Annotated in this window: 20 protein-coding genes; 13 read left to right on the forward strand and 7 right to left on the reverse strand. The window is 67.2% G+C overall.

Annotated features, from left to right (window positions below; genetic code table 11):
* Window positions 1-147 precede the first annotated feature (147 nt).
* Window positions 148-1,028, forward strand: a protein-coding gene (locus H5411_RS42515) for an IS5 family transposase (protein ID WP_376772288.1) whose coding sequence is annotated in 2 segments (ribosomal slippage) — window positions 148-532 and window positions 532-1,028 — 882 coding nt in all. Because the reading frame shifts where the segments join, the coding sequence is not laid out codon by codon here.
* Here H5411_RS42515 and H5411_RS42520 read toward each other — a convergent pair.
* The 6 genes from H5411_RS42520 to H5411_RS42545 all read right to left on the reverse strand — a co-directional run bounded on the left by H5411_RS42520 (window position 1,012) and on the right by H5411_RS42545 (window position 5,968).
* Complete coding sequence (locus tag H5411_RS42520; RefSeq protein WP_183127279.1) at window positions 1,012-2,349, reverse strand: DUF2398 family protein; 1,338 nt, start codon at window positions 2,347-2,349, stop codon at window positions 1,012-1,014. The two genes, H5411_RS42515 and H5411_RS42520, sit on opposite strands and share 17 nt — an antisense overlap.
* Window positions 2,349-4,139, reverse strand: coding sequence for a DUF2397 family protein (locus H5411_RS42525; protein WP_183127281.1), 1,791 nt, complete (start codon window positions 4,137-4,139; stop codon window positions 2,349-2,351). Before H5411_RS42525 ends, H5411_RS42520 begins: the two co-directional genes overlap by 1 nt.
* The gene (lxmK, locus tag H5411_RS42530) at window positions 4,136-5,206 is read right to left on the reverse strand and encodes a class V lanthionine synthetase subunit LxmK (protein ID WP_183127283.1); all 1,071 of its coding nucleotides are present in this window, start codon (window positions 5,204-5,206) and stop codon (window positions 4,136-4,138) included. The genes H5411_RS42525 and lxmK overlap by 4 nt, the downstream gene beginning before the upstream one ends.
* A 68-nt stretch (window positions 5,207-5,274) precedes the next feature.
* Complete coding sequence (locus tag H5411_RS42535; protein ID WP_183127286.1) at window positions 5,275-5,475, reverse strand: hypothetical protein; 201 nt, start codon at window positions 5,473-5,475, stop codon at window positions 5,275-5,277.
* A gap of 83 nt (window positions 5,476-5,558) precedes the next feature.
* On the reverse strand, window positions 5,559-5,744 hold the full coding sequence (locus H5411_RS42540) for a hypothetical protein (RefSeq protein ID WP_183127287.1): 186 nt from the start codon (window positions 5,742-5,744) through the stop codon (window positions 5,559-5,561).
* 50 nt (window positions 5,745-5,794) lie between these two features.
* A complete protein-coding gene (locus H5411_RS42545; RefSeq protein ID WP_183127289.1) occupies window positions 5,795-5,968 on the reverse strand; it encodes a hypothetical protein in 174 nt (57 codons plus the stop codon).
* 543 nt (window positions 5,969-6,511) lie between these two features.
* Here H5411_RS42545 and mpaB point away from each other — a divergent pair.
* The 9 genes from mpaB to H5411_RS42590 are packed head-to-tail and all read left to right on the forward strand — an operon-like array spanning window position 6,512 to window position 15,665.
* On the forward strand, window positions 6,512-7,570 hold the full coding sequence (mpaB, locus tag H5411_RS42550) for a daptide biosynthesis RiPP recognition protein (protein WP_183127290.1): 1,059 nt from the start codon (window positions 6,512-6,514) through the stop codon (window positions 7,568-7,570).
* Window positions 7,567-8,358: a daptide-type RiPP biosynthesis methyltransferase gene (gene mpaM, locus H5411_RS42555; protein WP_183127292.1), complete on the forward strand. Its 792-nt coding sequence runs from the start codon at window positions 7,567-7,569 to the stop codon at window positions 8,356-8,358. Before mpaB ends, mpaM begins: the two co-directional genes overlap by 4 nt.
* Complete coding sequence (mpaD, locus tag H5411_RS42560; protein WP_220818211.1) at window positions 8,351-9,574, forward strand: daptide-type RiPP biosynthesis aminotransferase; 1,224 nt, start codon at window positions 8,351-8,353, stop codon at window positions 9,572-9,574. The genes mpaM and mpaD overlap by 8 nt, the downstream gene beginning before the upstream one ends.
* Window positions 9,568-10,692: a daptide-type RiPP biosynthesis dehydogenase gene (gene mpaC / locus H5411_RS42565; RefSeq protein WP_183127294.1), complete on the forward strand. Its 1,125-nt coding sequence runs from the start codon at window positions 9,568-9,570 to the stop codon at window positions 10,690-10,692. The genes mpaD and mpaC overlap by 7 nt, the downstream gene beginning before the upstream one ends.
* Window positions 10,680-11,909, forward strand: a complete 1,230-nt coding sequence (locus tag H5411_RS42570; RefSeq protein ID WP_183127296.1) for a YcaO-like family protein — start codon at window positions 10,680-10,682, stop codon at window positions 11,907-11,909. Before mpaC ends, H5411_RS42570 begins: the two co-directional genes overlap by 13 nt.
* Before the next feature lie 14 nt (window positions 11,910-11,923).
* On the forward strand, window positions 11,924-13,555 hold the full coding sequence (gene mpaP, locus H5411_RS42575) for a daptide biosynthesis intramembrane metalloprotease (protein WP_183127298.1): 1,632 nt from the start codon (window positions 11,924-11,926) through the stop codon (window positions 13,553-13,555).
* Window positions 13,556-13,562: 7 nt separating this feature from the next.
* Window positions 13,563-14,288 carry an ABC transporter ATP-binding protein gene (locus tag H5411_RS42580; RefSeq protein ID WP_183127300.1) on the forward strand — a complete coding sequence of 242 codons (726 nt, stop codon included), beginning with the start codon at window positions 13,563-13,565 and terminating at the stop codon, window positions 14,286-14,288.
* The gene (locus H5411_RS42585) at window positions 14,281-15,015 is read left to right on the forward strand and encodes a hypothetical protein (RefSeq protein ID WP_183127302.1); all 735 of its coding nucleotides are present in this window, start codon (window positions 14,281-14,283) and stop codon (window positions 15,013-15,015) included. The genes H5411_RS42580 and H5411_RS42585 overlap by 8 nt, the downstream gene beginning before the upstream one ends.
* Entirely contained in the window at window positions 15,012-15,665 is a 654-nt protein-coding gene (locus tag H5411_RS42590) for a hypothetical protein (RefSeq protein ID WP_183127304.1), read from the forward strand. The genes H5411_RS42585 and H5411_RS42590 overlap by 4 nt, the downstream gene beginning before the upstream one ends.
* Here the strand turns inward: H5411_RS42590 and H5411_RS49475 are convergent.
* Window positions 15,630-15,938 carry a helix-turn-helix domain-containing protein gene (locus H5411_RS49475; protein WP_376772287.1) on the reverse strand — a complete coding sequence of 103 codons (309 nt, stop codon included), beginning with the start codon at window positions 15,936-15,938 and terminating at the stop codon, window positions 15,630-15,632. The two genes, H5411_RS42590 and H5411_RS49475, sit on opposite strands and share 36 nt — an antisense overlap.
* A gap of 77 nt (window positions 15,939-16,015) precedes the next feature.
* Between H5411_RS49475 and H5411_RS42600 the strand changes: the two genes are divergently transcribed.
* The 3 genes from H5411_RS42600 to H5411_RS42610 all read left to right on the forward strand — a co-directional run.
* Window positions 16,016-16,957 carry a phosphoadenosine phosphosulfate reductase domain-containing protein gene (locus H5411_RS42600; RefSeq protein WP_246370320.1) on the forward strand — a complete coding sequence of 314 codons (942 nt, stop codon included), beginning with the start codon at window positions 16,016-16,018 and terminating at the stop codon, window positions 16,955-16,957.
* 111 nt (window positions 16,958-17,068) lie between these two features.
* Window positions 17,069-17,596 carry a hypothetical protein gene (locus H5411_RS42605; RefSeq protein WP_183127310.1) on the forward strand — a complete coding sequence of 176 codons (528 nt, stop codon included), beginning with the start codon at window positions 17,069-17,071 and terminating at the stop codon, window positions 17,594-17,596.
* Between the two features lie 101 nt (window positions 17,597-17,697).
* Window positions 17,698-17,888 (forward strand): hypothetical protein (locus H5411_RS42610; RefSeq protein ID WP_183127312.1); only part of this gene is annotated, 191 nt, incomplete at its 3' end.

Raw genomic sequence — 17,888 nt, forward strand, 5'->3', positions numbered from 1 at the left:
ACTGTATCGAAGTCGCCGTGAGCAGGTTGAGCTGGCATCGGCGCTGCCGGGCGTGTTGGTGACCGGGAATGGGTGAGGTCTCCGGTAGTTGGTTCGTCGACCAAGAAGAACCTGAACACCACCGGAGACCTCGTGGACACCCTAGCGGTGGCGGGGCGGTTCGACCTGACCGACGAGCAGTGGGCAGCGCTGGAGCCGTTGCTGCCGGTGCCGTCGCGGCCGGGTCGGCCGTCGTTGTGGAGCAGACGACAGTTGATCGACGGGATCCGGTGGCGGGTGCGCACCGGAGCGCCGTGGCGCGACCTGCCCGCAGAGTATGGGTCCTGGGCAGCTGTTTATGGGTTGTTCCGGCGCTGGCAACGCGCCGGTGTCTGGCAGCAGATTCTGACCGCGTTGCAGGCTCTGGCTGAGGCGGCGGGGCAGATCACATGGGATGTCAGCGTGGATTCCACGGTCGCTCGGGCGCACCAGCATGCGGCGGGTGCGCGGAAAAGGGGGATCTGCAGGCCGAGCCGCCGGGCGGGGTCATTGTCGAGCCTGGCGATCATGCGTTAGGCCGGTCGAGGGGTGGGTTGACCACGAAGGTGCATCTGGGGTGTGAGCAGGGGCAGAAGCCGTTGTCGATCGTGCTGACCGCCGGGCAGCGCGGCGACAGCCCGCAGTTCATTCCGGTCCTGGCCGGGATCCGAGTGCCCCGGCCCGCCGGTGGCGGACGGCCGAGGACGCGTCCTGATCGGGTGCTGGCGGACAAGGCTTACACGTCGAAAGCCAACCGGGCTTACCTGCGCGGTCGCGGGATCAAGGCGACCATTCCGAGCAAGGCTGATCAGGACGCGCACCGCAACGCCAAGGGGTCCAAGGGCGGTCGGCCACCGGCCTTCGACCCCGAGATCTACAAACAGCGCCACGCCGTGGAGTGCGGCATCAACCGGCTCAAACGCCACCGCGGGGTCGCCACCCGCTATGACAAGCTCGCCGTCCGTTACGAGGCCACCGTCCACATCGCCGCGATCAACGAATGGCTCTGACCGACTTCGATACAGGCCCTAGGTCGGACTCATCCAGCACAGAGCTGGAGTGGTGCTGCTGCGGGTTGATGATCCGAATACTCCAGAGGTGGATCGCGGAAGTTGGCTGCCAGCTGTTCATCTCTGGGGTTGGAGGCGCCAGTACGCCGGCGTCCGCGAGCTGCTGGCACGCGATCTCGGCAAGCCGTCCAGGACCGCGCTGGCCGCGGTAGCGGCGCGCCCACCATGGGGCCTGCTCAAGGTGCTTCCGGAGCAGTGCCGCTGCCAGTTCAACGCTGATGGGCGCGGTCGGGTCCTGTCGATGAGCAAGCTCGTAAAGCAGCACCAAGGCGGCCTGTTGTTCCTGCGTCCGCACACGGGGGAACTCGCACTCCGTAGTACCGCCCTCCGGATCGGCGACAGTCCACCAATCTCGGCGAATGACGCAGACGAGACCGGCCGCGGCTGCCGCCGTTGTCGCTCGGCGACGTCCAGCTGGTGACGTGAGGTAGCGGCCGACGTCGTGAGATGAGTCGACGGGGACGCCAGGATCGTCGAGCACAGCGCGCAAGGAGAGGTGACGCCGACGGCGCTCATGTTCACGCATCGAGACGTGTTCTGGAAGTTCCGCCTGATCCGAACACAGCGATTCAATATGGGTTTCTGGCTTCGTAAGGTCAATGTTCAGCAGTGTCGGTGACGGACATGCTTGCAAGGCAATCAGGCGCTCTCGGCGTGCTGAAATGAGAAGGTCAGCACGATCGTCTTGCTCGGCAATGTCTATCGGCCTGTCCACCTTGATGACATGCCACTTGAGAAGTAGGCGCACGGCGTCGACGAGCGCGACACGATGGGTGTTCGCGCGAGCGTGTTCCTCACCTGCCTGTGCGACGGGTTGAAATTGTGGAAGTTTGCCCTCGGCAGCTTCTGTGGCACATGTCTGCGTGATATCACGCTGCAGGTCGTTGAAACTCGTCTCAGGGTTTCGCCAGAGCTGCTCGCAGACCAGGCACAACAACGTGAGCACCAGTGGAGAGGCAGGGCGTCGTCCGGCGCGTTGCTGGCGGACAAGCAACGGAACTCGGTCACAGGGAGGCACTCGCCGACGTTTGTACAGTCGGCACACTCCGTCCGCGGGATGCACCTCTAGACGCCATCCCGTCATCTCGCGGAACCACCGGACGAGTTCGTCATCGTAGAGAGTCGCGAGCCGGAAGAGGTCGGGATCGGCATCCTGGGTAAGCAGGGGGTTCCGCAGCAGTTCGGCGATAACCTGACCACATTCATGGTCAACCGAAGATTCGGCCACAATGTCGGGACTGAGAAACTCGTCTCCAAGCATCAAGCCACCTCAACTTTTCCGTGGCTATCGGCATCCAATGATCGAATCTCCACCCGGAGGTCGGGGGCGGTGAGGGTTCCTTCTGCTAGCTGCACGGTCACTTTGCGTCCGGGCTCGCCTACAAACAGTCGGAGTTGGCATCGCAATGTGGCCGCAACACCAAGCCCAGTTGAGGCATCGAAAGCAACCATGGCTTCTTCAATGAGTTCGATTAGTACCGTTGTATGTTCGGCATCCAAATTGGTGAAGTGCTCCAGAGTGACGACGCCCGGAGTGATGAGATCAGCTGAGAGATCCGACAGGCGAAGCAGTTCAAACATCTTCTGCGCTTCAGCAGCTTCGCGAACCTTGGCGACGTCAGGAATCTTGCGTGGCCGTCGCGACGATTGAGCACCGGCATCATGCTCCCGTAGTGTCACATCGGCGCGATCCGGTGTGCTATCAGCGGCGAGCACTGCCGTCGCGATATCTTCAACAGCAGGACGCCGGGGATGGGACGCTGGCCACATACCGAAGGCTGCCGAGAACACCTGGTACGCGGCAGCGTCGGAGGGCTGAACGTGAATCATGCGAGCAATCTGACGAAAGTCGGAACCGAGGTCACTGCCGCGCGTGTTCGCATAGTAACGACGATCAATAGCGCCCAACAGCGTATGAATCGCGCCCGCCGCAGAGTCGATCAATCGCTCGATGGATCCCCTCGGTTCAAACCACCGGTCGAGATCGTCCAGATGCTGCTTCATTTCGTCCGCCCACGCCTGCTGCCCGTACGGGTCGAGCACTCCAGCGCCACGAAGACCGCGTTCAACTAGGCGGACATGACCAATGGCGCGTAGCTCCATTAGGGCGTCGCGCACTCGAACCAGAGATCGCTCGGTCGATCGAGCGAATTGACCCAGAGCCGAAAGAATTCGCTCTCGACTACTCAAGAACACGGTGTCATCAGTGACGTCGAATTGAACCAGTGCCGCTACGGCGCCGTAGAAGTCACCTGTAGCTGAGACAAGCCCGGAGAAGCCGAACCGCTCGTCGACGGGTTCCCAGGCCCGCGCGACGCCGGGAGCCAGCCGTTCGGCGAAGGTCGACGTCGTCGTCCCGGTGCCGGGGAGATCCTCCACCGCGTTCGTGACGATGTCGCTCGCCGCGGCGCTCTCCGGCGGCAGATAGACGACCAGGGCGTCGCGCCGCGGGTACTGGCCGGGCCGGACGAGGATTTTCGCTTGATAGGCGACGTCGGCACCTTCCAGACGCGCCAGAACAGCCTGCCAGGCGTCCACTGCGGCAAGCGGATCGGTCAAGTGCACATAGATCCGCAGCGGAGGGCGGGTGAACTCGACCGCGCGGGAGCTGCTGACCAGCAGGAATCCTGGCGACAGACCTGGCCTTGCAGGCGGTACCCGCAGCTGGACCGGATTGCCAGGCACAGGCAGGTCCGGACTGTCGATCGTGCTGGAGGGCAACCAGACCAGCACCCCATCCCATTCCACGAGCACCTGGTGCGTCGTGATCTGTCGAAGTACGGCTGTGGCCGTCGTGCCGGCGTGCGGAATGGCCGCGGCGAGGGCGTTCTCCAGCCCGCGATCACGCCGGAGCGTCGCGTTGCTCTCCCTGCCGTTCCCTATCCCGGCGTGCAGCTCCGCATAGAGGGTCTGGGTGAGCAACGGCTCCAGCTCGCCTCGGCTTGCGGCTTCAGCGATGCGGTCACCGATGACGGCGTGATACCGGTCCAAGTCGATCCGGATTGCGGTGAGTGCGGCCTCAAGCCGCTCGGGCAGGGCGGAGGTGCTCATGTGGTCAATCCGAGAATCGGTGCGAACCGGTCCGGGTCTCGCAGGACGACGCGGCCCAGCCGGAACAGTGTATGCCCTGCGCCGTCGAGCCGGGGCTGGAACATCGCGTCAGTGAGCATGCGCATGAAGAGGTGCCAGGCGGCGAACAAGACGATTCGGCGGGTCATTTTCGCCGAGGGGCCGGGACAGGCGTTCCGGTAGGCGAGCCAGAAGGACTCGACGGTTCCGCGCACGGCCAGCCATGGACGCCAGCTTGGTGTCAGTGGGATGTTCGGGACCTGCACCGGCCGCCCGGAACCGTTCTTGGCACGGTCGGCCAGAAACTTGACCACCGTGTGGTGCAGCCATTCGCCGACGAAGTTGCCGAGGTCGCGTGCAGGGTCGCCGAGCTGGAACGCCTCCCAGTCGATGACATGAAGCCGGCCGTCGGCGATCAGGAATTGGTCGAGGCAGAGGTCGCCGTGCACCGGGACCTTGACGACGCCTGCCGTGGCGTTTTCCAGCAGGCCGATCGAGTTCACGATGGAGTGGTCCTGCTGGAGAAGACGCCAGGCCTCGAGCTGTGCCCTGCTGGATGCGTAGAACATTTCCGAACTCAAACCTGCGAGCATGTTCTGCTGGGGCAGCGGGGGGAGAGACCGCTCGATCTTGAGCAGGTCATCAGGCGGGCTCGCATGCAGCGCCGCGATTGCGGTGCCCGCCTGGGTGGCCATCGCGGGATCGAATCTGCCGTCGGCGGCAAGCTGCCGACCATCGCGGGCACCATCGAGGCCGTCGAAAACCTGGACCGCAGCCTCAGCATCCTGGCCGATGAGCGTCGTGGTTCGCAACGCTGCGCCGCCGCTCCGGTGCGTCTGGTAGAAGGCCTCGGTGCGCCGCAACCCGTGCGCGACTTCGATCTCGGAGCCAGCCAGGGCTTTGATGAAGATCCGCTGGCCTTCGACTGTGTTCCCGAGCCAGTTCTCGTTCCGCCCGCTGGCGCTGGTGGCCGTCGTCCAGTCGAACTCGCCGATGCCGAACCGGGCAAGAACCTCGTCGACCCGGCAGGTGTCCCGCGTGCTGAGCATGTTCTTCTCACTTGTTCTTCCGGCATTAGCGCCGATTCGGCCGGAGGCACGTCCGCCGAGGGTCGGAGTCAGTCTCTTCCGGCCCGGCGTTTCGAACTGCGGTGCAGCAGAATCGAGAACACCGAAATCATCAGGCAGGCGAGGACCAGCAGAGTGATTCGCAACCAGACGATACCGCCGCTTGTGAAGGAAAGGGGGATCAGTGCCAACCCGATGACCAGGTAGCCGAAAAGTGCCTTGTCGTGCGCACTTCGAATTCGTTCAGACATGACTGAATCCTACCCGCGTTCGGTCGTGCACACGGTCCGGCTCTCCCTGGGGCGAGTTTGACCGGCCCCAGGGAGACCGCTGATCACGTCGCGAGGATGAGGCCGCTGATCGCGGCCGAGGTGCTGACGCTCTGGAGGAACGACGAGAGATCAGGCGCCGAGACGTTCTCCAGCTCCGTGACCGACAGGTCGATCGATGCGCCTGCGCCGATGGGCAGCTCCTGGGAGCCGACCTCGGTGACCGACAGGTCGAGGTTCTTGTTCCGCACTTAGTTCACCGCCTCCTTGTGTTTGTTTCGATCGGTAGCGCCGGGCCGAATCAGGTGATGGCGATGACGCTGAACGAGATGGCCAGGCTGATCGCCCCGCCGAGGGACGCGTCGCAGGCGTTGGGGTCGACGTTGCCGCCGCAGTTCCCGCCGAGACTGACCATGGTCTCGAGCTCCTGGACCGAAAGGTCCAAGTCCTGCACCGTGTTGCTGGTCGTCCGCACGATTATTCACCCCCTCCCCGTCTAACGAAATAAGCCAGACTGTTCGAGGGGCTCACCGCGTTGTGCCGCAAACGCAATATTATACGTAATCTCGCCGAGCGGAAAACGGTATTACAAGCCAAGCGTCGCACTCTGCGGGCAGCGCGAGTGTTGTTCGACCGAATTCCAAGCTTGATTCCGCGAAATAGTTTTATATTGCGGCCTTGAGATCCCCTCGATGAAGATCGACACTAGTCACGAAAAAACTCACCAGTCAAGGCGCAGCAAGTGGGAGAGATGTGTGTCACAGTAAGCTAACGCAGATTGCCTCGCTCGCGACGTGCTGCCTATTGCCCCCGAAACGGGGGATTCCAATCTCCCCTAAATGAGGGATTTTTTGCTGTCCGCGGAAGAAGGTGCGCACTCGAGGAGCGGATGTTGTGAAGTATGGCGTAAGCGCGGGCAGGGCGACCGGGCTGCGAAGTCTTACAGCGGTAAGCCGTCGACCGCTTTCCGCGGTCAATTTTAAGGCAAGATCAAGAACTTGTAGGGGAGGACAAGGACATGGGCGAACAGGAATCACGGACGAGCGGGTCCGAGGACGCGGCCCGGTCGGCACTGTCCGCGGTGGTCCAGCTGAGCAGTGGGGTCCGTCCCCGCACCGGGGGCTGGGATCGGATCGTCTTCATCGAATCGGCTGAGCACCTGGTACAAGGGCGTCGCTTGTGCGGTGAGAACGGGCTCGTGCTGTGCCCCGGGACCGGCGCAGCGGAAAAGGGTGTCCTGGCCTACGAGGGCTCGCTGTCCGAACCGGGCGACGAACTGCTGGTCACCGAGCAGCTCTTCATCTACACCCAGGACTATCTGGCGACTCCGTTTCTCGCTGTCGCCGGGCCGACCATTGTGCGGATCAGTTCCAGCGAGGACTACGACGGCTTTGTGCAGGATGCCGAGCTGGCGCGCGGCAAGGGTGTTTTCGTCGAGCAGTTGCTGCAGCCGGGTGTGTTCCTGGCCGACCAGTGCGCCTTGGGCACGACACATCGCTGTGCGGGTTCCGGCCGTCTGCACGTGACCGTGTCCGGCGAGGTGCGAACGACCCCCAGCGGGCCCGGCCTGGGCTCCGTCACGACCAATCCGGACAGCCTCGTCAACGCGGCCGACGCGTCGGTGTCGCGGGATCGCTGCCTCGACGCCGTGGTCGATCCCGTCGTGCTCGACGAGGCCCGGGCCCGGCTCCCCTGGCTGTCCCGTTACCTGCGGGCGGTCGATGTGCTGCGTGACCTCCGGGCGGCCGGCCGGGTTGGCTTCGCCGTGTCCGGGTTCGGCGGTCGGCTCACCGCAGACCTGCCTGCCGGGCTTGAGGAGCCGGTCGACGCGCCGCTCCTGCTGTGGAGCGGCGAGGAGTACCTCGTTTGCGATCCCGCGCAGGAACGGGTCTTCCGGCTCGGCCCCGACGCGGCGCGGATCTTCGAGATCGTCCTAGTGACGGGTTCTGCCGGCGAAGCCGCTGAGCTGGCGTGCGCTCATCTCGGCCTCGACCGGGACACGGCGGAGGAGGCGATCACCGTGATCACGACGAAGTTCGCGGACTCCGGTGTACTGCTGGCCCGGGTACCGGCGTGATCTCGGCGCCTGGGACCGCGGGCCGGCTCGCACGGTTGTACGGCCTGCAGCCGCAGGAGCTCTACGGCCTGGCCGGCTCAGCTGTCTACGACTCGATGTGCCGTCATGACTCGACGGAGCTGACGGACATCCTGCGTCTGGTTCAGGCGACCGCCGGGCCAGTGCTGGAGCTGGCCTGCGGGTCCGGGCGGCTCACGTTCCCACTGGCCTCGCGAGGGCATGAGGTGGTCGCGCTGGACAACTCGGCCGCCATGCTGGCAATGGTGAAGGAGCGACTGGACGGCCAGCGGATCAGCGTCGTCGAAGGTGACATGGCGAAGTTCGTGTTCGACCGGTCGTTCTCGCTCGTCGTGCTGGGCACGTCCTCGGTGTGCCTGCTGGACGCGGACCAGCGCGCCAGCATGTTTCGCCGGGTCGCGGACCACCTCGCCGACGACGGCGTGTTCTACGTCAGCGGACTCGACCTCGACGACCGGTTGACCGCCGCGGCACGGGACGCCGAACGCGTGACGGTGCTCGTGGACGGGGACAAGGTGCTGACGCTGCATCAGTACTTCAGCGGCCGCCGCGGGGTACGCACGACCAGCCTGTTCACCGAGACGGTGACCGGTCACGAAACCGCCGGCCGGGAGCTGTTCACCAGCGAGATCTTCCTGGTCAGCTCGGTACGGCTGACGGAGGAAGTCCGCACTGCAGGGCTCGAAGTCGTCGATACCCGGCACGGCCCGCCTGCCGAACAGCGGCACTTCCAGTTGACCTGCCGTCGGGCGGGAGGCCGCCGTGGCTGAGCGCTACCCGCTCTGGGAGTCATTGACTCCGCCGAGCCAGTACGGGAAACCCGAACGGCTGGCCTCGGCCGCGAACGGCACCCGGATCCAGTTCGCCGACGGTGCGTGGGCGTTGTGCGCGACGAGCGGGCTGTGGAACGTCAACCTCGGCTATGGGAATCAGGCGATCGCTGAGGCCATCGCGCAGTCGCTGACCACGGCGTCCTACCTGACCCTATTCCGCGGCGGTCATGACCTCGCGGTGAGGACCGCGACCGCCTTGCTCGGGGTCTGCGGGCCCGAGCAGTTCGGCCGGGTGCTGTTCTCCACCTCCGGCGGGGCGGCGAACGACGCCATGATGAAACTGGTCCGGCACTACCAAGCGCTGCACGGCGACGAACGGCGCCGGGTCGTGGTCGGGCTGAGGGGCAGCTATCACGGGCTGACCTACGGCAGCTTCGGGCTCACCGGGGAACAGCTCGGCCAGCAGGTCTACGGTGTCGACCAGCGTTTCGTGCGCCATGTGGACCACCGCGACCCGGCCGATCTGGCGGCGTTGTTCGCACGGGAAGGGCATCGCATCGCGGCGGTCGTGGTGGAGCCGGTGCTCGGCTCCGGTGCGTACCCCGTGCCGGAACACTTCATCGAAGCGCTCGGCACGCTGCGGGACGAGTACGGCTTTCTCCTGGTCGCGGACGAGGTGGCGACCGGATTCGGCCGGACCGGCCGATATTTCGCGTCGCAGAGCTGGGCGATCCGGCCCGATGTGCTGATCACGTCCAAGGGCCTGACCAACGGCACGTGCGCGGCTGCGGCCGTCGTCGTCTCGCACGACATCTGCGAAGTCTTCGAACGCGCGGACTCGATCCTGGTGCACGGTGAGACCCAGGCGGGCGCGCCGAGCAGCTGCGCCGCGATCCTCGCCACCATCGAGGAGATGGCACGCTTGGACGCCTGCGCGCTGGCAGCCGAGAACAGCGTCCGCCTGGACCGGCTGGTCACCAGGCTGTCGGAGCATCCGCTGGTGACCGGCCACCGCGGCGCAGGTTGTTTCCGCGCGCTGGAGCTATCCGGCCGGTCGGCAGAGGTGATGGCGGCGGCGCGGCGTGCGGGTGTCGTGGTCCAGCCTGGGCCCGACTGCATCCAGCTCGTGCCCGCGCTGACTTATACCGCCGAGGACTTTGAGGAGCTGGAGGCCGGTATCGCCGGAGCGCTGGACGAGGTCGCGGGATGCTGACCCGGTCCGGCGTGGCGACGACCGTGCGGGCTGGGAGCGGGGTGTTCCCCCGGGTCCGCCGGTCCTTGGGCAAGCGGACGCTGGTCGTCGCCGACGCCAACGTGCCGGTCGAGGGACCCGCGATCCGGCTCGACGCCGCGGATGCCGACATCGCGGCGGTCCGCAGCCTCGCGGCGCGGCTTGCGGAGCGCTCGCCGGACACAGTGCTCGGGATCGGCGGCGGCAGCGTCCTGGATCTGGTGAAACTCGCCTGTGCCGTCCAGAAGCACCCGGAATTTGCCGATGTCCTGGAAATCCGGGGCCGTCGCGCGGGTGCGATCTCCCTGCCCGCATTCCGGAACCCGTTGGTACGCCGGGTTTTCGTGCCGACCACGGTAGGTACCGGCGTGGAGGTCAGCGCTGTGGCCTGCGTGCGGATTGACGGCCGCAAGCGCATCGTCGCCGGCCCCGCATTGCGACCCGACATCGCCGTGCTCGACCCCGAGCTCACGGCCACGCTGCCAGGTGAGCTGCTGCGCGAAGGAGCGCTCGAGGCGCTACTGCGGATCATCGGACCGGTCGCGGGAAGCGGCCGGGTCGGCGGGCTGCCCGACGCCGAAGCGGCGTCGCTGGTCCGCGAGCTGGTCGCGGTCGGGCACCGGATCGCCGCCGGCGGCACGGGCCCGCAGACCCGGCTCGACGCGGCGATGCTGAGTTCCGCGACGCATACCGGGTGGGCCCTGGCTGGACGCGGTATGTACTCGGCGAAGCACTGGTACCTGGCCAACGAGCTGTCCACTGGGCTCGGGCTGCGCAAGATGGTCGCCACCGCGTGGCTGGTGCCGGCCGTCTGGTCGCGGATCGCCGCCGGCGACACCCGATACGGCAACCCGGATATGCTCAGGCAGGCGTGGTCCTGGCTCGGCGAAGCCGACCCAGTCGCCGGCCTGCGGTCGTTGCTGCGCGACTGGGGCCTCGACTACGAAATCGCCGCACCGGAGCCGGTACTGGCCGAGATCGCCCAGCACACGGTGCGGTCCTGGGGCGGGCGGCTGCCCATGCTCGCGGGCCTCGCCGTCGCCGACGTCCGGGAACTGTACCTGGACGCGGTGAAAGGTGCCGCACGATGCTTGACCTGATCAAGACACTGGACCCGGCTAACGGATTGGCCAGGGGCTGGCAGATTCGTCCGCCGGATCCGGGCCTGCCGTTGTGGAGCCTCGCCGTCGACATCGGAGGTCTGGCCGCGCGTGGCCAGGCCGTCGACGAGTACCCGCTGCACACTGTCGGCGCGTTCGGGGTGAGCCGCGCCGACACGATGACCCGCGCCGCCGGCGAAGCGGTGGAACGGTACGCGTTGTTCCCGGCCCGGCCGGGCCCGGCCGCGGTCACCGCGAGTGCGGTCGAGCTCGGTCCCGCCGGGCTGGACTTCGCGGGTTATGCCCTCGGTGATCCGGCCGTCCGCGACCAGCGGATGCGCTGGTACGAAGGGCACTGGCTCGAAACCGGCCGGCCGGTGTGGGTCCCCGCAGCTCTGGTCGACTACCCGCTGCACGACCTCTCGTTCGACCCGACGCCGTCGGGCGCGGCCGCCGGACCGACCCTGGACTTCGCCGTGCGCGGCGGGTTGGTCGAAGTGATCGAACGCGACGCCGTCGGCGTGGCCTGGGCCGCCGAACGCGCGCTCGGGGAATTCGACGTCGAGCAGGAGATCGCGGCAGCCCGGCCGACCGCCGACTGGCGCCACCTGACCCGGTTGTACCGGGCGGCACTCGGCCAAGGTCTGCGCCCCCGGCTGATCCGGGTGCCGACGCTGCCCGGATTCCACGGGGTGATGGCCGCCGTTCTCGACGGTGACGCGCTCGCCGCGGTCGGTGCCAAAGCGCATGAAAACCTCGGCCGGGCTTTGCTGATCGCGTTGCAGGAGTCGCTGCAGATCCGCGAAGCGCTCACGCGGCTACGGGACGACTGGGGTGGTGTTGCCGACGCGCCCGACGTCGTCCACGACGACATGGACCGTGCCCGGCTGTGGCTGACCGAGGCCGCGACCACCGAGCTCAAACGGCGTCTGCGCGATGTTCCGCCGGTGCGGCCGGGAGCGGCCAGCCAGCCGCCGCTGGCGCTCGACGAGCTGGTCGCGGCCGTGGCGGCGGACGGCGGCAGCCCCGTTGCGGTCGACCTGACAGCCAGGCTTCCCGAGGCACACCGAGCCATGGGCTGGCATGCCGCGAAGGTGATCGTCGCCGGCTACCAAAGTCTGCGGATGGACGAACGGCACCAGTTCACCTGGCAGCGCGCCCGACTGGCCGCCGCGGGCGCCGCCGTGCCCGGTTCCTTCCCACACCCGCTGATCTGAAAGGGGGACAACCGATGACAATCGACGACCTGACGCGGCCGCGCCTCGCCCCGTGGATCATCGTGCACCGGCCGATGGCCGACGGCGCCCCCCGGATCGTCGAACGCCCCGGCGAGAACCCGTTGCGGGTCAGCGCCGATGTCGGAACGCTGTTGTCCGCTTTCGACGGTGAGCGCGACGCCGCAGGGCTGGCCGCCGCGCTGGGCGAACGCTGGACCCCCGAACTGGTGCACACTGCCGTCGACAAAGTCAGCCGGCTGGGGTTGCTGGCCAGCGACGACACCCCGGCACCGAAACCAGAACGCCGGTTCGTGGCCCGGTCCTGGACCGCGCTGCAACTGCGGATCATCCAGGCCAGCCAGGTGCTGGACCCGGTGCGTCCCCTGCTGACCCGGCTGTCCGGGCGCGTGGTGCTGGGCACTTCGCTGGCAGCGATCCTCCTCGGCGTGCTCGCCCTGGCCGTGCAGCACGAGACCGTCGCCGCGGCGTTGGGACGGCCGTTGCCGCTGAGTTCCGCGCTGACGATCTGGCTCGGGCTGGGCGTGGTCACGCTCATCCACGAACTCGGCCACGGCGCCACCCTGACCCATTTCCACGGCAGGCCGGGCTGGCTCGGCGTCATGCTTTTCTACCTGACGCCAGCCTGCTTCTGCGAAGTCACCGATGGCTGGCGGCTGGCGAAACCCCGCCAGCGAGTCATGGTCGCCCTCGCAGGGGTGATCACGCACGCCACGGTCGCAAGCGTCGTCGCTGTCGCCGGGCTGCTCCTGCCCGGCGGCGACCTCCGCACCACCGTGATCGCCTTTTCGATCGCCACTTACCTGACGGCGGCGATCAACCTGGCCCCGTGGATCAAGCTCGACGGGTACCTGGCCCTCATGTCCTATCTGGACATTCCCCAGCTGCGCGACAAGGCCATGGCCGACGCACGCGGATGGCTCGGCCACGTGGCGTTCGGGACCCGGCGACCGGCTCCCCAACTGGCCCGGCCGCGCCTGGCGGTGCCGTTCGGCCTGCTGTGCATCGTATTCCCGGTCGCGGTCCTGTATTTCGCGGTGACCCGCTGGGGGCATCAGCTCGCGAACTTCGGTGCCACCGGCGCCGCCCTGAAGCTGCTGCTGATCGCCCTCCTGGTGGGCTGGCTCTGCCGCAAGACGTTTGTGGTGTTGCGAAACGCCCGGCGCAGCGGTGCGGGTGTGCTGCGGCGGACAGCGGTCATCGCGGTCGTTCTTGCCGTGCTGGCCGTGTTGTTCGGCGGGATCCGCGTCCACGACGACCGTCAGGGCGGATATGTCAAGGACCGCGCGGACGTGCTGCTGGCGCTTCCTCCGGGCTCGGATCCCGGATCGGTGCCTGCTGGCGACTCCGTGGTACTCGAGCGAAAAGGACTGTTCTTCACCACGGACGTCGGCTCCGCCCGGGTCGGCGGCGACAGGCCCGAGAACGCCCGCGTCCCGGCCGAAGCGCTGATCCCGTTCCGATCGGACTCCTCGGTCGACGCGGTCGTCATCCGGCTCGACGCGGTCCAGGCCGCTCAGCTCGACGATGTCGGGGCCGCGACTGTGCCGGGAGGCACGACGCCACTCGGTCTGTGGCTGCTCCAGGAACATGTGACGTCCGCGTGGCGCACGATCTTCGGAAAGTAGGGGGACGATGACAACCGCCATGGAATTCTGCGAGTTCGGCAAGCAGTACGGTCGGGTGGTCGCGGTCCACGACCTCAGCTTCACGGTGCGGACTGGCCGAGTGGTCGGCCTGATCGGGCCGAACGGCGCGGGAAAGAGCACGTCGCTGCGCGGGCTGCTCGGCCTGATCCGTCCGACCACGGGCTATGCGACCGTGTTCGGGCAGTCCTATGCCCGGCTCGATGCGCCTGCCCAGCGCATCGGCGTGCACATGGACGGGCTGGGTTTCGAGACCGGCATGACTGGCCGACGGCACCTGGAGATCTGTGCCGTCGCTGCCGGGGTGTCCCGGCAGCGCGTGGAGCCGGTGCTCGAAGAGGTCGGTCTCGCCGACGTCGCCGGGCGTCGGCTCGGCAAGTACTCCACCGGGATGAAGCAGCGATTGGGGCTGGCGAGCGCGCTGCTCGGCGAACCGGAGCTCCTGGTCCTCGACGAGCCTGCGAACGGGCTGGACCCGGAGGGCATTCGCTGGCTGCGCAAGCTGCTGAGGTCCTATGCCGAACGCGGAGGGACAGTGCTGCTGTCCAGCCACCAGCTCGCCGAACTCGCGCAGACCGTCGACGAAGTCGTGATCATCAACCGAAGCGCGGTATTCAGCGGGTCTCTCGACGAACTTACCGACGGTGGCAAGGAAAACCTGGAAGACCGCTACTTCGACCTCGTCGGCGTGCCGAGGGAGGCGAGCGATGCGTGATTCGGTCCGGGCCGAGCTGTTGAAGGCCTGCAGCGGCTTCTGGATGCTCGCAGTACTGGCTTATGCGATCCTTCTTCCCCTGGGTGCCTGGCGATTCGCCGGTCGGGGCATGCTGGCATCCGGCGCGAGCGCCGCGGAAGTGTCGCGCGCGATGCTGGTCTACCTGATCGCCTGTCCGATCGCCGCGACCTTCGTCGGCAGCTACCTGGTGACGCGGGACTACTACTACAAGTCGATCACCCGGGCCGTTCTGACGAACCGCAAGGACCATGTATACGCGGGAAAGCTGCTCGCCGGAGCGGGCAGCGGGCTCGCCGTCGGAATGGTCGGCTCGCTCGGCTGGCTCGTGATCGCCGGGCTCATCCTGCGGGGACGGGATCAGACGCTGCTTCTCGACGGCGCTACCGCGCAGGCGGTCGGCGGCTGCGCGGCCGCGTCGGTCCTCGCCGGGGTATTGGGCGTGGCCATCGGCTGGATCGTCCCGAACTACTACGCCGCGACATCGATTTCGATGCTGCTTCCACTGGCCGTCGAGGTGCCGCTGGCCCTCGCCGTGCCGGAGATCGCGCGCTTCCTGCCCGACACCGCGCTCGCGGGCGTCGCCCAGGCGCAGCCGGTGTTCCCCGGGATCTTCGGGACCTGGACGAGCCTGCCGATCGCCGCTGTCTGGGTGGCGCTGGCAGCGTTCGCCGGATGGCGGCTGTTCGAGCGCCGGGAGATCCGATGACGGCGCGCTCGGTCCACGCGGAACTGCTGCGGCTGCGCTCGGACTACCTGCTGCCAGGGTTCGCCGTGCTGACCCTGGTCCTCTCGGCAGCGGTGAACGCGGGGCAGCAGAGCGACCCGAGCGCCGGGCTGGCGCAGGCGACGGTGATCGCAATGATCTTCGGGTCCATCCGGTACACCCTCGATGCCCGGAACGGCCTCATCGCCCGCGCCGTCCTCGCCAGCGGGCGCGGACCGGCCTTGCTCGCGAAAGCTGTCGTGACAGCCACAGCCGGTGCCGTAATCGGCGTCCTGGGCGGGCTCTGCACGGCCGTCGTCACCGGGCTGGACGGCAGCGTGCTGCCGGATCTGTTCGGCACCATGCTGAGCGCCGCGGCCGGCGCTGTCATCGGACTGTGCGTCGGCGTCTTGGTGCGAAACCATTTCGCGGCGCCAGTGGCGGTGTTGGCGGTGCACCTCGGGTCGATTCTGGTCTTGCAGTCCTGGCCCGCAGTCGGTGCAGTGCTGCCGCTGGGCGCGACCATGGCGCTGGTCTCCGACACGCAGCCGGACTTGCTTCCGCAACCGGCGGCGATAGCCGTCCTTCTCGCGTGGACAGCTATCGCGAGCGCATGCTCATGGCTCGCCATGACCATGCGCGACCTCGGGTGAACAGACTCGCGATTCCGGGATGTGGTTGCGGCAGACTGACCTGCCGATTGTCGCAGGGCTGCGATCGAGCGAGTGAGCGACCGCCCCGATCGAATTGTCTGCCCGCAGCAGGTCTGCGATGGACGCGCGTTCGTGTCCCACCGGACCGGAGGTAGGTCGTTGCTGGCTCGCAAGGACCGGGAGGCTGTTGGCCGACCTCTTGGGATCAGTCTGTAGCTCCGCCAGAGGCGATCCACTGCTCCGGCAACTGACCACGCGCACAGTAACTAACATTCAACGTTACGTTCAGCACTGACAGCTTTCCAGCGCTCAACAGCGTCAAACCACGCGGGCCTCGGCACCGACTCTTGTTGGGGAAGATCAACAGAGTCGTCGCTGGCGGCAGCCGTCACACGGTAGGACACGCAAGCTACTCCATCTCTACATCACTGAGCGTCACACCGAGCCTGACACATTCGACGCAGACGAGCATTGCTCGTTGCCAGCAATCGCCGCTGAGCCGCGACGAGGCTGCCAGCAGCGGACGCCGCATCGTGGACACCTGGCTGCCCATCCACGACTGGACCGAAGACCAGGTGTGGCAACGCATTCACCAGTCGGGTGTTCCGTACCACCCGGCCTACGACCAGGGCATGACCAGATTGTCCTGCTCGCTGTGCGTGCTTGCCAGCCGCGCCGATCTGATTCGTGCCGCGCAACTGCGCCCGGATCTGGCCGCCGAATACGCCACGGTGGAAGCAGACATCGGCCACCGCTTCCGCAACGACATGCCCATGTCGGACATCATCACCGCGGCAGCGGCCAGCAGCACGGTCAGCACGGAAGGCGCCGAGCACGCCGCCACGGTCGAGCTCGGCCAGGGCCAGCTCTGGTGGCCGCGGTTCGAGCGGCAAACCGACCGCTACGGAACCATCTTCCTGTGCACGGGACCGGACGGCGCGGACTACGTCACCTTCGAGTCCGCTCCCGTCGGCTCCCACGGATGGCTCGTCGCCGTTGTGCTGGAAACCCGACCGTCCGTCCACTGTGGTGACCTCGCCCGCGGCCTAGCGCCAACGGTCCCGGCGGTCGGGGAGGAGATCACGCTCGGGTCAGGGACCGTGTTCACCGAGCCTGACCCGGACACCGGTCTGCTCACCGCCGTCGGCCTGATCCCGGACGACGGCCGGGATGAGGACTGGTTGGACCCGCGCGCCCTCTACCGCTGCCACAACCAGACCGTCCGGCTCGAACTCCGGGCTGCCGGCCACACCGACTTCCGCAGGTCCAAGGACGTACCGCGCGCTGCCTGACCGTTGCTCGGCGCAGGCACGCGGGGTGGTCCCGCTACTCAAGCCGCGGACCGCGGGACTCGGTCATTCCCTTGCGCCTCAACGCAAACCCCAGCGAACAGGAGCTACGTCATGACCGACACATCCGTCCCCCCGATTCCCGCCTGGCTGGCCCATCTGCCCACGGTCGGTGGCCTCGTGGTCCCGTGGATCACCCCTCGGACCGCCGACGGCCGGTATCTGTTCGGGTCGGTCGACCGCGATCGGATGGAGCACGCGTTGCTGCGCCGAAGGTGCGGCGTGTGCGGCCGGCCCCATGCCGACCGGCTGGTGTTGCTGATGCGGCTGTCCGACCTGCCGCGCCGGTGCACCAGCGAACCCCCGTTGCATCCCCAGTGCGCCGCCTACACGATCACGGCCTGCCCGATGGTCGCCGGGCGCCTCGACCACTACCGATCTACCCCGATGCGGCTCGACGCCACGATCGCGCCGGCACAGGACTCAGCTGCCCGCCAAGGCTCGCCCGCCGAGCCGTGGTTCGCCGTGTGGCTGGACGGCTACCAGGTCGTCACCGACCACGGCAACCTCGCCGCGTCCTACGCCGACAGGCGACTCCTGCGGCTCCGGCCCATCACCTGGCGGCTGCCCGGCATCCCCTGACGACACCGCGCACCCGCACACCAGCGCGGTTCGCCAACACGGGGGCGTGATCGACCCGCGCTCACAACCCTTGCCATCACACCGAACTGGAGGAGGCATGCATGCGCCGCTATATCCCACCCGCCGTCGCACCGGACGACGAGTTCGACATGTACGGACTCGAAATGGAACTGGGCACCTGGTCCTACATCCTCGATGACGTCGGCGTCGTCTACGGACCTGGCTGGTATCCGTTCCACCGCGCGCTAACCCGATCCGAGCAGAACCCCTCCGCGCCGCTGCTGAACCGGAC

Source organism: Amycolatopsis echigonensis (genome assembly GCF_014174495.1).
Lineage (GTDB): Bacteria > Actinomycetota > Actinomycetes > Mycobacteriales > Pseudonocardiaceae > Amycolatopsis > Amycolatopsis echigonensis.